The organism is Chryseobacterium piperi (assembly GCF_002285635.2).
Classification (GTDB): Bacteria; Bacteroidota; Bacteroidia; order Flavobacteriales; family Weeksellaceae; genus Chryseobacterium; species Chryseobacterium piperi.
In genome coordinates, this window is sequence record NZ_CP023049.2 from 987074 (window position 1) to 1004001 (window position 16928).

Below are 16928 nucleotides of genomic sequence, written 5' to 3' on the forward strand. Positions count from 1 at the left end.
CATGAAATCGACATCGGATTATTTATATTATAAGAAGGGCGTATTTTTCTTTCTTATGCTAAGTATCGGAGGTTCCATGATGGGACAGAAACTGCCAGAAAAGAAAAAAGATACATTAAAATCCAAGGACATAGACGAGGTTGTTATGGTAGGGTACGGAAAGCAAAAGAAAATCAATGTTACAGGAGCCGTTTCCACAATCGGTCCGGAAGTTTTGGAAGATAGACCCGTTACTAATGTAGCACGTGCTATTCAGGGAGCTTCCCCAGGTTTATCGGTTACAAGAAGTTCTGGTAGACCTGGAAGTGAAAGTATCAATGTGGAAGTGAGAGGAGCAACTACAGTAAACGGAGCAACGCCGCCTCTATATGTCATTGATGGTGTCGTAGCTTCTCAAGAAGCCTTTACAGCCTTAAACCCCAATGATATAGCAGGTATAAGTGTATTAAGAGATGGTGGAGCTGCTGCTATTTATGGATCAAGAGCTGCAGGAGGAGTGCTTATTGTAACGACTAAAACGGGTAGAAAAGGAAAAATGAAAATTTCTTATAGCTCCTCGATGGCTATACAACGTCCTATGAACCTACCTAAAAGAGTCTCACTGCTACAAGAAGCAGAATATGCGAATTTGGCAAGGGCTAATTCCGGATTACAACCCGAATATTCTGAGATAGATTTGGATTATATACGAAGAGGTATCGAATATGTGACGGATCCAAGCAACCCAAACAGGTACATCACTTATAACCAGAAAAGTATTCCGGATATGGTACTTAGAAAGACCTATAATATGTACCAGAATAATATTGATTTTAGTGGAGGTTCTGAGAAGATTACGTATATGGCTTCAATAGGCAATTTGCAGCAGGATGGTATTTTCAAGGTAGGAGAAGATGATTTTACCCGATGGAATTATAGATTAAATCTAAATGCACAGGTTAATGATTATATTTCGATAGATTTAAGGTCCTCCTATGCGAGCGAATATCATAGAAGAGCTGTTGACGGAGGTTATGGTCTGGAAGCTGGCGGGAATGGTATATTTCGACAACTCTATACAGCCAGACAAAGATTTCCGGTTTATACAGAGGATGGCAGATATTATATTGCCGGAACCTCCTCTATTTTTGGTTACGCTCTGCTAAAAGACGGAGGGTTCAACAGACGTACGGTGAATACATTATCCAATATAGGAACCATTACATTAAAAAATCTGGCAAAAGGATTGGAGTTTAAGGCAATCTATGGGCGTGAAAATCTTGATTTCAACGAAACTAATTTTAGAAGAACGGTCAATTTTTACGATAAAGGGCCAGCTGTTATAGGAAGACAGAATAGTCCAAATTCTTATCAAGTAGAAAGACGTCTCCAGTTAACTGAGAATTTTCAATTCCTTGCAGATTATACGCTGAAACTCAATAAGCATAATTTCCACGTGTTGGGAGGTTTTCAATATGAGAATACCAGACGCGATTGGTTAACTGCCAGAACCTCTAATCTATATGTAAACGAGAATCCTTCGCTAAATTTTACCGGAGATCAAAGAAATAAAACGAATAGCCAATATATAGATGAATTAGCTCTACAGGCATTTTTTGGAAGATTTAACTATAATTTTAATGAAAAATATATTTTTGAAGCAACCGTAAGAAGTGATGAAAGCTCCAGGCTGGCACCGGGAAAAAGAATAAAAGTATTTCCATCGTTCTCTTTTGCCTGGAATATGCAAAAAGAAGGTTGGTTTGAGGGTAGCTTAGGGTTTATTACCGAATTGAAGCCGAGAGTGACATGGGCTAAAGTAGGAAGTCAGGCAGGAATTGGTTATTATGACTTTATGAGAAATTTGAGCTCAGGAAATAACATTATTGTGGGGATAGACAGGACAACATTTGTGTATCAATCCGGAATTCCTTCACCAAATCTGGCTTGGGAAACTATAGAGACCAGAAATATAGGGGTAGATTTTAGTTTATTCAATAATAAATTGAGCGGGACCTTTGATTATTATAATAAGTTTAATAGAAATATGTTGGTGGGTATCAATTTGCCTGCTACTGTTGGTATTTCTACGCCCATTGTAAATGCTGGAGAGTTAAAAGTATGGGGATGGGAAGCATCTTTACAATATAAAGGAAAAATTGGACAAGACTTCAAATACAGTGTAACAGCTAATGTGTCTGATAGTGATAATAGAGTCATCCGTTATGATGGCGGAAGAGATGTTGTCAAACAAGGACTGAATCAAGTTGTTAGAGATAGAGGGATTTTTGATCTTATTGAAGGATATTCTCTGAATACTATTTGGGGGTATAAAACAAATGGTTATATACAGAATGCAGAGCAGCTTGCCAATGCACCGAGGATACCTGGAACTATGCCAGGGATTGGGGATATTCTTTATATAGACCAGAATGGGGATGGAAAGATTGATGTTGGAGGGGGAAGATTGGGGGATCGAGGTGATCTGGTAAACTTAGGGAATACCAACCCAAGGTATTTATTTGGGCTTAATATGTTTATGAGTTGGAAAAATATTGACTTTAGCTTTTTTGTACAGGGTGTAGGTAAACGTAATATTATGCCTAGTTCCGAGCTTATTTTTCCTCAGCAACAACCTTGGTATCAACCATTATCTATCCATATGGACTACTGGAGACCGGATAACCCTAATGCAGCATTTCCAAGACCTATGGTCAATGGAAGACAGAATAACGTTCCATCAGATAAATGGGTAGTGAATGCTGCGTATGCAAGACTAAAGAATGTTCAGGTGGGATATTCCTTACCGCAAAGTGCTCTCAAGGGAATGCCTATTAGCAGACTGAGAATTTATGTCACAGGAGAGGATTTATTAACCGTTTCAAAATTAGGAGTATTCAAAGGTGTTATAGATCCGGAACAACCTTATAATGGTATTAACTACCCTTTCTCGTCATCAGTAGCACTTGGGGTAAATGTTGATTTTTAACAAAAAAAGAACTAAAATGAAATTTAACCATAGAGTAATAATAGGATGTTTAGCAGTTTTTATGCTGTCTAGCTCATGTAATGTCGACAGGCTACCAGAAAGTGGGCTTGTTGATGAAAATTTTTGGAATAATGAAGAAGATGTTAAACTTGGCGCTAACTATTTTTATAGAAGCTTGCCGGATCTTAGTGTCAGCCAGAGTCTAGAAGATGCCTGGGGAGATAATCTGGCGAGAAGAGAAACTCCGGATGTAATTAGTGATGGTTCACGGGTGACTCCGGCCCAATCCGGTGACTATGATTATAATCTGATTTTTGCAACCAATAATCTTTTAGAAAAAGCTCCCGGAGTCATTGCAAAAGGAGGAAATGCTGCAGAGATTGATAGTTATGTGGGAGAAGCTTATTTTTTCAGAGCATTAGCCTATTATCAGATGTTTATAAGGTTTGGAGGCGTACCTTTAATTCTTAGAACAATGGGTATTGACGATCCTGATTTATACAAACCAAGAGCGACAAGAGACGAAATTTTAGAGCAAATGTACAGCGATCTGGATAATGCTATTACAAAACTGAAAACAATAAATCAACTTGGTAATACAAATTATGGAAGAGTCTCCAAGACTGCAGCACAGGCACTGAAAGCAAGAATAGCACTGTTTGAGGGAACAAGATGTAAATTTCATTCTTATGGAAATGCTACAAGGCATCTGGCTATTGCAAAAGAAACGTCTGCTGCTGTAATGAGTTCTGGTTCGCATGCATTATTAAGTACACCAAAGATTGGAGCTAACGGTGAAACCCAGAATGATGCATACTATAATCTGTTTCAGGAGGCAGGAGATGGAAGAGCAAATAGGGAAAATATATTGGTTAGAATCTATGGTAATGATATTAATAATAATGTTACTTCCACTACAATTCAAAGGACTTTTGAAGGAAATGCAGGACCCACACAATCTTTGGCCGTATCATATTTAATGGCAGATGGTCTGCCAATAGATAAATCTCCATTATTTATAGCTCCAAATTCAACAATGAAATATGCAGAATATTTTGAAAAAAGGGATCCGAGAATGTCTTTCTCATTTCTGAAAAGAGGAGATGAATTTCAGTTCAATAATCCTTTTACAATACCTAGTCCGACATTTGCCAGAAGCGGATACACGGTTAGAAAATATGCTAATGCCATAGCACATAGGGATCAGAGATCTTTTATCGACAGAGCGATTATTCGCTATGCCGAAGTATTATTGACGTATGCAGAAGCAGTCTATGAATTAGATGGTGCTATCACAGATACAGATCTTGATAGAACGATAAATTTATTAAGAGAGCGATTGCCACAAGTAAATATTGGTACAACAGCAGTTCCTAACTACAAATCTATGCCTAAATTAACAAATTCATTTGTTATAAGTAATGGATTAAATATGAGAGAAGAAATCAGAAGAGAACGTCGGGTAGAATTAGCTTTTGAAGGATTAAGATACTGGGACCTGATCAGATGGAAAACGGCTGAAACGGAATTGCCTAAATCGGTTCTTGGAAGCTACCTGTTTCCAGAAATGATTAGTGGAGGCTGGGATCCTACAACTCCGGTTGATGCTAATAATTATATTCTGATTCAGAATGCAAGTAATAGAGTCTTCAATCCGCTAAAAGATTACCTATGGCCATTGCCAACGACACAAATTGCAATAAATCCAAAAATTACACAAAACCCCGGTTGGTAATACCTTTGTCTATGAACACAAACATTCAATACAAAATGCTATTCATCTTTTTTTTGGGATTATACGCTTTTATTCCTGCCCAAAAATCAGAAATGAAGACCCTGATAGAAGATAACTTTAAAAATGCTGATGAGCAGTATAAACTCCTCATGAAAACACTTCCTGCGGATAAAGTTCCCCAAACCTATGACGCCGTTAATAACAAAATTATTAGTTATGAACGTACCTGGTGGTGTACCGGTTTTTATCCGGGTTCTCTGTGGTATATTTATGAGCAGACCAAAGATCCGGTGATCAAAAAAGAAGCTGAAAGGGTTCTCGATATTATAGAACCTAACCAGACCTATACCGGGAATCACGATTTGGGTTTTATGATGTTTTGTAGTTTTGGAAATGCATACCGAATCACAGGAAATGAAAAATACAAAAACATTATTTTTCAGTCTGCTGCTTCTTTGTCCAGCAGATACAAACCGGGAGCACAAGTAATTCAATCATGGAATAGCAGTAAAAAGTTTAATGGGCCGGTGATTATTGATAATATGATGAATCTTGAACTTTTGAACTGGGTAAGCCAAAATGGAGGTGATTCCAAATACAAACAAATAGCTATCACCCACTCCAATACAACATTAAAAAATCATTTTCGGCCAGATTACAGTTCCTATCACGTCGTAGACTATAATCTTAATACGGGTGAGGTGATCAAAAAGCAGACGCATCAGGGATATTCTGATGAATCGGCATGGGCAAGAGGACAAGGTTGGGGATTATACGGCTATACCATGATGTATCGCTTTACCAAAGATCCAAAATACCTGGCGCAGGCGCAGAATATTGCTAATTTTATACTGACCAACTCTAATTTACCGGAGGATAAAATTCCTTATTGGGACTTTAATGATCCGAAAATACCGAATGTGCCAAGAGACGCCTCAGCGGGAGCATTAATAGCCTCTGCCCTATTGGAACTTGGACAATATACAAAAGGCTCTGAAAAAGCAAGATATCTTGATGCAGCAAAACAGATGATTATTTCTTTATCTGGTCCTCAATATAAAGCGGCAATAGGCGAAAACGGAGGGTTTATACTCAAGCATAGTACCGGAGCACTTCCATTAAATTCTGAAATTGATGTTCCTCTTATTTATGCCGATTATTACTTTTTAGAAGCCTTAAAACGTTATAAAGATTGGTATCTTTAGCCTAAAGTGAAAGACGATGAGTACAATAATGAATTTATGCAGCCTGCTGATTGGTGTTTTATACTCTGCACAAACCCTGCTTGGGATTGAGCTTGTCAACACGATGCCTGTTTCCCGTTTCAATCAGGCTGTAGAAATACCCTTGGAAAAACTTCAACACCTCAAGGAAAGTACAACTTTTGTCATCAAAGATATTGCAGGGAACGAACTACCTTATCAATGGGTCTACCAAGGAAACAAAAAACCTCAGCATTTATTGCTCATCGCTGATTTTACACCTAAAGAAATTAAAAAAATATATTTCTCAAAATTAACTCCTGGCCCTATTCCTTCCAGGGTTTCAGCACAACAGATTCCGGAGCGGTATGACGATTTTGCATGGGAAAATGATAAGGTTGCTTTTAGAGTTTACGGAAAAGCATTGGAAAAAAAGCCCGATGAAAATGGCTACGGTATGGATGTTTGGGCTAAAAGAACGTCCGCTCTTGTCGTTGCCCGATGGTATAAAAATGCAGATTATCATACCGATCATGGAGAAGGACTGGATTTCTTTAAGGTAGGACATTCTCTTGGGGCTGGAGACTCTTTACCGGTAATCAATGATTCTTTGACTTACTTAGGCAATTATACTCAATATAGAGTTTTAGACAAAGGTCCTTTGAGAACAAGCTTTCAACTTTTTTACCCTCCAAAAAAAATCAATAACCAAAGTATGGGTTTAGTAAAGACCGTTAGCCTTGATGCAGGATCCCAGCTCAACAAGGTGCAGCTTGAATACTTACTTGACAAATCCGTGAAATTACCCGTTTTTGTTGGCTTGGTTCATTGGAATGGTAAAGGAACGAAGACTATTACTGATCATTATGTTTCTTATTGGCCAGAAGCGGATAAAAAAAATGGAAGCATAGGTACTGCAGTGCTTTTTGAAAGCAGCAGCAATAATTTTATCGATCGATTCCAGCATTTGGGGAATCAGGTGCAAGCAGAAAATAAGCATAAAATAACCTACTTTGCCGGAGCAGCCTGGGATAAGGCGCAGGAAATACAGTCAGCAGAAGATTGGAATAGCTACCTGAAATCCTATGGACAGTCACTTCAGAATCCTATTATCATTAATATAATTTCTTTAAATCAGAAGCGATGAGAAAAAGAATGACTGTTATTATGCTTTTTTTGTTAAGTATTTTATGCCGCGCTAATGATTTTGAAATTATAGGTCAGCGCATTGCTGAAGAGCAGTGGGAACAGATTAGCAACAGAAGTGAACTGATTATTAATACCAAAAATTTAAGTGAGTCACTTCAGAATGGATATTGGAAGGATATAGATTATATGAGCAAAGCCCGGAGTCCATGGCCTCCGATACAGCATCTCCAAAGAGTAAAAACGTTGACAACAGCTTATACTGCACCTTGGAGTATATTCAAAGGGGATCCGGTTGTTTTTAAAGCAATTGAGAGCGCTTTGTCATACTGGAATGAGCATCAGTATCGCAGTACCAATTGGTGGCATAATGAAATTGGAACACCAAGAACATTGGGCTTGATTTTGATTCTGATACAGCATGCAGGAATTCAAAAGCTCGATCCTGTTCTCCAGAAAAATCTTATTGAAAAAATGAATATCAATCGGTTTAATGGGACTACCGGTGTTAATAAGGCAGATTTTGATATAAATCTTTTTTATAGGGGAATCCTGCGACAGGACTCTGAACTCACCTCCAAAGGTATAGAAGGAATATACAGCATCAATGTAACCACAAACAAGGAAGGAATACAGCCTGATTTTTCCTTTGCCCAGCATGATATTATGCTACATATCTTCGGATATGGCTCAGAATACTTCAAGGGACAGGTTATCATAGGAGATATCACACGGGGAACAGCCTTTCAGATGAAGGGAAGACAACTCCATATCTTATCCGAATTTGTCAGAAGAGGGATGCTGGCCCAGATTCGTGGACGCTACATTAATCATAATACCTTCGGTCGGCAAATAAGCCGGAGAAATTTTACCGATGCCAGAGGGTTGATTCCTTATCTTGAAAAAATGAAAACGATGGATCCCAGGTATAAGAAAACATATGAAAATGCGTTGAAGCGAATCTCAGAGACAAAGGGCCCCGGTTACAAGATGGAGCAGGTATTTTCCAACTACTGGCGTACAGATTTTGCATCTGTACAAAACAAGAATTTTTTGTTTTCTGTAAAAGCTTCTTCCATCAATACCGCACAGGCAGAGACGGACTATTGTGGGACTTATGGAAATATGGGAAATGGGGAGAATAATAAAGGCGGATACCGCTCTATTGGCTCTACTACCCTCTTGATGAAAGGAAATGAATATTACAACATCTATCCGGTATGGGATTGGGCAAAAATTCCAGGGACTACTGCTCCTCAAAAAGATCCTATTCCATCCACTGATTATATCACCTATGGTACTTCTACTTTTTCAGGAGGAGTAACCAATGGAAAAATAGGAAATTATGTTTTTGAGATGCAAAATCAATTCGAAACAAATGCACGAAAAGCATGGTTTTTATTCGAGGATAAAATTGTAGCCTTGGGGACAAGAATTTCGTCCGAAGCAAAAGAAAATGTAGTCACTACTATCGAACAAAGCTGGGCAAAAGGAGACATATACCAATTAGGTCATAACACTATGGATAAAGTGATATCAAATGATCAGAAAATACAAATGGAAGGTTCCGGTCTGTATCACAATAATACGGCTTATATTTTCCCTAAAAAACAAAAGGTTTTTTTCTCCGGTGGAACACAAACGGGCTCATGGAATAGTATTGCCTGTGGAAGTAAGGCAACGGATGATATGGTAATGCAAAGCAAAAAAGTCTTTAAATTGTGGATTGACCATGGTGTACATCCTAATCAATCGGACTATGAATATGTTATCTATCCACAAATAAAACAAAGAAAGGCTCAAAGGATGGTAGATCAGCTGGATGTTATCATTTTGAAAAATGATAGTACCGTACAAGCAGTATTGGAAAAATCTACGCAAACTCTGCAAGCGGTCTTTTATAAACCTGGAAGCATTCAAGTTAGAGATCAGACAATCATAGTAGATAAAGGTTGTAATCTGATCATAGAAAATATCAACAAAAAAAGCTCCCGGAAAATTTATATCTCTAACCCTGATAAAAAAACGGAAAGAATAAATAATGCGATCGTAAATATTTTATAATGATTAGGTAAAATCGCTGATTTTTTAAATCGTGAGTTTAACGAATGTTTGTCATTTCGACGATAGGAGAAATCTCTTAATAATCCTAATAACTGATTATTTCTTAATGGTTCAGAAAAATAAAAACTAATAAATAAGTACCAAAAAGTTCACTTTATGATTAGAAAAATAACTTTGGGCATTTTCGCCTGTTTCACAATGTTAAAAGGGATGTATGTTTTCTCACAAAGCCGCCAGGTTATTCCATTGAATAGTGATTGGAAATTTCATAAAACCGATATTCAGAAAGTTAAAAAAATTTCAGATACAATTGGATCTCCGGTAACTATTCCTCATACCTGGAACAATGAAGATATGCAACTGGGAAAAGATTTTTACCAAGGCAATGCGATCTATGAAAAACAATTCAAAGCAGATCCGGCATGGAAAGACAAACGGGTATTCATCCGTTTTGAAGGAGTGGGTAATGTTGCGAAAGTTTTAGTCAATAATCAATTAGTAGGAGAACATAAAGGAGCTTATAGCGCATTTTCCTTTGATATATCATCATGGCTCCGTTTCGGTGAGCTCAATACTTTGAAAGTAATGGCTAATAATGAGGCAGATCCAGAGGTTATCCCTGTCAACCACAAACTGTTTGGAATATATGGCGGAATTTACCGTCCGGTTTCTTTAATTATTACCAATCGTTTGAATATCAGTGTCGACAATTATGCGGGGCCAGGCGTTTATATTTCCCAAAAAAATGTTTCCCAGGCACGGGCAGATCTATCCATTTGTACAGAACTGAATAATAAAACAGGACAACCACAAGAAGCAGTATTACTGGCTAATATTTATGATCAGGCGGGAAAGGTTATTCAATCTTCAGAATTACCTGTAACAGTAACTGCACAAGGCCTACAGCGTTTCTGTCACAACATACAATTACAAAATCCTCATTTATGGAATGGCCTGGAAGATCCGTATCTCCATAAGGTAACAGTTCAGCTTAAACAGCAAGGAACACTGGTAGATGAAGTTTCCCAGCCTCTGGGTATTCGTCATATTGAAATCAATAAAAAGACAGGCTTATCCCTGAATAATAAAAAAATAAAACTTCATGGAGTAACAAGACACCAGGACTGGTGGGGATTTGGGAGTGCTTTGAGTAATAAGCAGCACGCTGCAGACCTCGAAGATATCCGGGATATAGGCGCTAATTCTATCCGATTGGCTCATTATCAGCAAGCTGAGTATGTGTATGCAAAAAGTGACAGTATTGGCTTTTTAGTCTGGGCAGAGATTCCGTTTGTCAATGCAACCAGCGGAAAAGAAAAAGATAACGCATTGCAACAGATGAAAGAATTAATCCGACAGAACTTTAATCATCCTTCTATTTATGTTTGGGGAATGCATAATGAAGTATATGAAAAGAATGCTGGTGGCTATGTAAGTCAGGTGACCGCAGCTTTACATGACCTGGCCAAAACAGAAGACCCCGGGAGATACACCGTAAGTGTTAACGGATACGGGACTATGGAACGTCCGGAAAATGGAGAAGGAGATTTGCAGGGCATGAATCGTTATTATGGTTGGTATGAAGGAGAAACAGAAGATTTGGAACAATGGATGAAGAAGCTTGAGCAAAACTATCCGGATAATAAAATTATATTATCTGAATATGGCGCTGATGGTAATATCTTTCAACAAACGGAAACAATACCAGCCAAGTTTGATCCTGTCAATGGAACTTTTTTTCCTGAACAACGGGAAACACGAATGCATGAAATACAATGGGGAGCCATATCCAAATCTTCTTATTTAGTAGGAAGCTATCTGTGGAATATGTTTGATTTCGCAGTTCCTCTTTGGAGTCGTGGAGGTATTCCTGCCAGAAATATGAAAGGGCTGATCACCTTTGACCGGAAAACTAAAAAAGACGTTTTTTATTGGTATAAAGCAAACTGGAGTGCACAACCCGTATTGTATATTTCGGACAGAAGATTGATTAACCGTAAAGAAGCGGTCACAAACATTACGGTATATTCTAATATTGGAATTCCTGACTTAAAAGTCAATGGAAAAAAGATTCCGGCTCCGGAAAAAGGAACGACGGATGTCCACTATATATTCAAGAATGTCTCTCTCAAAAAGGGGAAGAATAAAATCAATGTCCTGATAAAAAAAGAAGGTAAAACGTATACTGATGAAGTATATTGGAATTTAAACTGATACTAGATATCACCGATTTATCATGTAATCTCTGAAAATCTAAAGAGATACTAAAAAAACTTGTAATCTATGTTCTTATCTGTTGAAGAAACTTATAAATGCCTAAAAAACACTAGTAAAATGCAATTAATCAAACAAACTTTATTGATCTGTTCCTTATTAGGATTTCTTTCATTGCCAGCACAAAACCGTGAAAAGAAACAGCTAAAATATGGGGCACAATACAAAGGCAAACGTGAGGATGCTGCTATGCAAAAATGGCGAAGCAATCGGTTTGGGCAATTTATCCATTGGGGTTTATATGCTATCCCCGGCGGAGAATGGAAAGGAAAGACCTATCCTTATGCCGCAGAATTTTTAAAATCAAGTGCTCATATTTCTAACGCTACCTGGGATTCATTAAGCTATAAGTTTAATCCTGTGAAATTTGACCCAAAAGCATGGGCTAAAATGGCAAAAAATATGGGTGTAAAGTACATGACGATTACTACCAAGCATCATGAGGGCTTTTCTTTGTGGCCTAGTAAATATTCTGAGTTCAACGTAGCCAATACTCCTTACAAAAAAGATATTATAGGAGCGTTGGTTAAGGCTTATAATTCAGAAGGAATTGATGTTAATTTCTATTATTCCGTATTGGACTGGCATCACCCTGACTGGAGGTATGATATCCAATCAAAAGAAGACAGTATCGCATTTTCGAGATACCTCAATTTTGCTCAAAACCAGCTTAGAGAGCTTGCTGAAAATTATCCTACCGTAAAAGGATTTTGGTTTGATGGTACCTGGGATAAATCCATAAAGAAAAATGGATGGTGGACTTTAAAAATAGAAAAAATGCTTAAAGAAATTCGTCCGGGTGTTGTAGTAAACAGCCGCTTAAGAGCTGATGATTTTGGTTCACGCCATTTTGACTCTAATGGAGATATGATGGGAGACTATGAATCGGGGTATGAACGGCGACTCCCCTCTCCTACAGACACCCAGGTCATTCACCGGGATTGGGAAGCTTGTATGACAATTCCTGAAAACCAGTGGGGCTATCACAAAAAATGGGATATAAGTTACACCAAAACGCCGTTTGAGCTCATTGAAATGCTGGCACAGACCACTTCATTGGGTGGGAATTTTCTTCTGAATTTTGGACCTCAGGCTGATGGCATGATAAGAACGGAAGAGCAGCAGATTGCTGAAACTATCGGAAACTGGATGAAAATAAATCATCCTGCCATATATAATGGTGGGTATGCAAAAGGCTGGCAAAGACAGGATTGGGGATACTTTACACAAAATGAAAAAGACAAAAAACTGTATGCCATTGTTTTTAATATTCCTATTTCAGGAATCCTAAAGATTCAAACTCCGGAAGGAGTCAGCATTGGTAAAGCGTCTTTACTGGAAAATACTAATTCCAAAATAACCATAAAAGAAATAGCCAAAAGGCAGATCAATCTCTATTTGCCGAAACAGTCATTTCCAGCTCCTTTTGTTATTGTTTTAGATACTGCGAATGAAAATAAAAATAACTACATTGATGCAAAAACATAGTTTTTCAACGGTGTAAATATCTTTAAATTATACGCTATAAATATACTGTTAAGATTTCTCACGTTGTTCAAAATAGCAATACCGGAGACAATTGACTACTCGTGTTATTGCTACGTCTAATCTTCGATTTAAGAACACAGACGATAAGTCTGCGAACGCAGTTCAGAAACGAAGTAAAGAATCTAAATGTAGAAAAGCAACCACAAACATCAGTGCACATCTGAGGTCATCTGTGGTGAAAAAAAATAACCACAAAAGTCACAAAAGTTTTTAAACACTTTAGTTATTTAAGTTCAATTCATAATGTATAAAAAGTACACATAAGCTTCTTAAAATCAAAGATTTTTGTTCTCATAAGCTTCATCAGCGAAGCTAACCTTCGCTCACTTAAAATTATACAGCATTACAATTAATCCTTTGCGTTTTAAAATTTAGAAAGCTTAACCATTAAGAGAAGATAAGAGTTTAAGAGTATTTTGCAGGGTGTTCGAAATGACAACCTTGAAAAGACCTTCAGGCTACGTTTAATCTTCGATTTCAGAGCGAAGCAAAGAATCTAAATCATTTTTTAACAATAAAATTCAATAACAAAAATACGATCCACGATTTGATTACATCATCAGTTGATTGAGATACATAGAATTTTGTTTTCCTTGTGATCTTTGTATCATCAATTACAACTAAAAAAATAGAAGAAAAATGGAAACAAAAAAAGTATGGTTCGTTACGGGTGCTTCAAAAGGATTAGGACTTACCCTGGTAAAAAGATTATTGAATGAAGGATTTCGTGTAGCTGCAACGTCAAGAAATGCAGAGGCTCTAATTCAGGAGATAGGAAATCTATCGGATGAATTTTTACCGTTAGAAGTTAATTTGAAAGATAATACCAGTGTCAAAGAGGCTGTTGAGAAAAGCATTGCGCATTTTGGGCAACTTGATGTTGTAGTCAATAATGCAGGATATGGACAGATAGGTACTCTGGAAGAATTATCGGATGAAGAAACCAGAGAAAATTTTGACGTTAATGTATTCGGCCCGTTAAATGTGATCAGAAATGTAATGCCTTATTTAAGAAATCAGGGTTCCGGAAATATATTCAATATCTCTTCTGTTGGAGGCTTATTTGGAGGTTTTCCGGGCTGGGGAATTTATTGTTCAACCAAATTTGCAATGGCAGGATTCACTGAAGCTTTGGCTGAAGAAGTTAAAGATTTTGGTGTAAAAGCTACTGTTGTATATCCTGGTTATTTCCGTACAGATTTCCTTGCGAAAGGCTCTGTAAGAACGCCCCAAAATGCAATCAAGGCTTATGAAGCTGCCCGTGAATCAGAACAATTGCATCTTGATACCATTAATGGAAACCAGACTAATGATCCTGAAAAGGCAGCAGAGGTACTGATTGCAGTCAGCAAAGAAGCTCAACCTCCGGTACACTTATTATTAGGAAGTGATGCCTATGAAATGCTTAAGAATAAAATAGGTATTCTTACTCAGCAATCTGAACAATGGAAAGATTATACACTGTCCACAACATATAATGAACTTTCATCCAAATAGCAATGAAACCAACCATCGAAGAAACAAAAGAATACATTGGAATATGGGTAACAAAAGACGGATATATCCGTCACGAATTACTACCAGGCAACCGATATGATGAAGCCCGTGGTTCACGGAAAAGTGCTTATCAGGGAAATTATATAGTTTCCGGAAATCATATTGATTATAAAGATGATACAGGGTTTACGGCAGATGGAGATTTTAAGGAGGGAATATTATATCATGCTGGAATGATCTTGTATAAAGAGAATTGATTTACTAATTTAGCACTGATATTATGGAAAAGACATTTCGCTTTAATTCTATTTCTGAATTTCATAATTTTTGTAATCTGGATGGTCCCGAGCATCCGCTGATCAGCCTTATCGACTATAGTAAAGTTTCTTATCCTGTGACTGAAAACGAAATGCAATGGATCCAGAATTTTTATTCTATAGGATTAAAGCGGAATGTTACCACTAAATTTAATTATGGCCAACAGCAGTATGATTTTGATTCCGGAGTTTTAACGTTCGTCTCCCCGCTTCAATTTCTAAGAGCTGAGATCAACCAAAGTGCTAAAGTAGAACCCACAGGTTGGCTGCTGCTGATTCATCCTGATTTTTTATGGAATACTTCATTGGCTAAGAAAATAAAATCTTACGATTTTTTCCAATACGCTGTGAACGAAGCTTTATTTTTATCTGACAAAGAGGAAAAAGCTATTGTAGAAATTCTTTTGAACATAGAAAAAGAATACCAGTCCAATATTGATAAGTTCACCCAGGATTTAATTATTGCGCAGATCGAATTACTGCTCATCTATTCTGAACGGTTTTATGAACGACAGTTTTTTACCAGAAAAAAATCCAATCATGAGATCATAGAACGTTTTGAACAGACTATTGACCGGTTTTTTGATCGCGAACATATCATGGATCATGGATTGCCTACGGTAAAGGCAATTGCTGAAGAAATGAATATATCTCCCAATTATCTGGGAAGCTTATTGCGGATTCATACCCAGCAAAATACCCAAAGTCATATTCAGAACAGGCTTATTGACTATGCTAAAGAACGCTTAAGTACTACAAATCTATCTGTGAGCGAGATTGCCTATGAATTGGGTTTTGAGCATCCACAGTCATTCAGTAAACTCTTCAAGCAGAAGACAGACCAGTCACCTTTGGAGTTCAGGAAGTTTTTTTCATAAAAGTATTTTTATATAAGACTGTATTAAATGGCATCTATTTGTCATTTCGAACGGAGTGAGAAATCTTATGGTCCTGGTATCACAATTTTTATGATTGCCTTCTTCGAACTTTTAGTTTTTGGAAAAATCTATCCCTTTTTTTGTGTTGAGATTCTTCATTCCGCTTCTGAACTACGTTCGCAGACTTATCGTCTGTATTCTGAATGACAAAGATTGAGCCTTAGCTTGCTAATGACAGAAACATCTGCGCAATCCGTGTAATCTGCGGGACAATAAAAAACTCAACCCTTGCTAAGTGAAACGCCTTTGCGCCTTAAAACCGATTGTTTTTAAAATCTCTTGCGACTTTGCGTTTTACCATGTTTAGATTCTTCATTCTGAAATCGAAGATTAGACGAAGTCAATGAGAAAGATTGAGCCTTAGTTTGTTAATAGTAAGAAACATCTGCGTTATCCGTGTAATCTGCGGGACAATAAAAAACTCAACCCTTGCTAAGTGAAACGCCTTTGCGTCTTAAAAACCGATTATTTTAAAAATCTTTTGCGTCCTTGCGTTTAACCATTCTGCAGGATAATATTAAAATATCGCAGATAACATTTATTTTTGTAGCCACGAATGCACGAATTCTTTCATGCTAAAAACAAAAAAGAAGTAATCTTGTTTTGAAGCGGCTTCTTTAATCTTAATAATCATTGATTCAGTTATTCAATTCCTGTAAAAAAGAAAGGTAGGTTTTTAGCCTTGCATGGAAGAAAGTATCTGTGATAAACAAAGTTAAAAAAAGAATAATACAGCCTACTGAGAAGCCTTTCATATAAATTCCGTTGAGAAGAAAATAAAACAGTATTGAAAATAATAACAGTGTTCCCCAGATCGTTTTAAACATGACATAACTCTTGCTATTTTGGTCTGCCTTGGCTTGCTCTTCTTTAAGAGTCTGTTGATGGTTTTCTGAATACTGTGTTTCAATCTTTTGGATCTCTCTTCCTTTTGTCGTTAAAAGATAGCTTCCGTAACCCAAAAGCATCAGTATTAATAAGCTTAAAGGGATAATCATCCCCTTAAAAAATACATGATGGGTTTTGATGGAATAAAAAATGAGTGGGAGACAAAAAATAAAAATCCAGGCTATCATTAATTTTGCCTGAAATAGATCTCCTTTCGCCCAGGTATTAAGTTGTTGAATAAAATCCATAATGATGTATTTGTTATATTAAACCCAGTATAAACTTATCAAAAAAACTCCATATTTAAACAATTAAGGAGAGTTTAAGAAATGAATTTCACGGCTGTGTACA

At 37.1% G+C, this 16928-nt stretch carries 11 protein-coding genes; 10 read left to right on the forward strand and 1 reads right to left on the reverse strand.

Annotated features, from left to right (window positions below; genetic code table 11):
• Position 1 precedes the first annotated feature (1 nt).
• From CJF12_RS04325 to CJF12_RS04370, 10 genes are all read left to right on the forward strand, one after another.
• Positions 2-2968 (forward strand): SusC/RagA family TonB-linked outer membrane protein, encoded by a 2967-nt coding sequence (locus CJF12_RS04325; RefSeq protein ID WP_034685393.1) that lies wholly within the window; start codon positions 2-4, stop codon positions 2966-2968.
• A gap of 16 nt (positions 2969-2984) precedes the next feature.
• Positions 2985-4703: a RagB/SusD family nutrient uptake outer membrane protein gene (locus CJF12_RS04330; protein WP_034685428.1), complete on the forward strand. Its 1719-nt coding sequence runs from the start codon at positions 2985-2987 to the stop codon at positions 4701-4703.
• 92 nt (positions 4704-4795) lie between these two features.
• Positions 4796-5908 carry a glycoside hydrolase family 88 protein gene (locus CJF12_RS04335; protein ID WP_394337000.1) on the forward strand — a complete coding sequence of 371 codons (1113 nt, stop codon included), beginning with the start codon at positions 4796-4798 and terminating at the stop codon, positions 5906-5908.
• 16 nt (positions 5909-5924) lie between these two features.
• On the forward strand, positions 5925-7052 hold the full coding sequence (locus CJF12_RS04340) for a DUF4861 family protein (protein WP_034685390.1): 1128 nt from the start codon (positions 5925-5927) through the stop codon (positions 7050-7052).
• Positions 7049-9115, forward strand: a complete 2067-nt coding sequence (locus CJF12_RS04345) for a polysaccharide lyase family 8 super-sandwich domain-containing protein (RefSeq protein ID WP_051887309.1) — start codon at positions 7049-7051, stop codon at positions 9113-9115. The genes CJF12_RS04340 and CJF12_RS04345 overlap by 4 nt, the downstream gene beginning before the upstream one ends.
• Before the next feature lie 156 nt (positions 9116-9271).
• A complete protein-coding gene (locus CJF12_RS04350) occupies positions 9272-11329 on the forward strand; it encodes a glycoside hydrolase family 2 protein (protein WP_095591057.1) in 2058 nt (685 codons plus the stop codon).
• Between the two features lie 120 nt (positions 11330-11449).
• Positions 11450-12877, forward strand: coding sequence for an alpha-L-fucosidase (locus CJF12_RS04355; RefSeq protein WP_051887313.1), 1428 nt, complete (start codon positions 11450-11452; stop codon positions 12875-12877).
• A gap of 699 nt (positions 12878-13576) precedes the next feature.
• Positions 13577-14434 (forward strand): SDR family oxidoreductase, encoded by an 858-nt coding sequence (locus CJF12_RS04360; protein ID WP_034685388.1) that lies wholly within the window; start codon positions 13577-13579, stop codon positions 14432-14434.
• A gap of 2 nt (positions 14435-14436) precedes the next feature.
• Positions 14437-14691: an Atu4866 domain-containing protein gene (locus CJF12_RS04365; RefSeq protein WP_034685386.1), complete on the forward strand. Its 255-nt coding sequence runs from the start codon at positions 14437-14439 to the stop codon at positions 14689-14691.
• 23 nt (positions 14692-14714) lie between these two features.
• On the forward strand, positions 14715-15629 hold the full coding sequence (locus CJF12_RS04370; protein WP_034685384.1) for a helix-turn-helix domain-containing protein: 915 nt from the start codon (positions 14715-14717) through the stop codon (positions 15627-15629).
• A gap of 698 nt (positions 15630-16327) precedes the next feature.
• Here CJF12_RS04370 and CJF12_RS04375 read toward each other — a convergent pair.
• Positions 16328-16825, reverse strand: coding sequence for a hypothetical protein (locus CJF12_RS04375; protein WP_034685382.1), 498 nt, complete (start codon positions 16823-16825; stop codon positions 16328-16330).
• Positions 16826-16928: the final 103 nt, after the last annotated feature.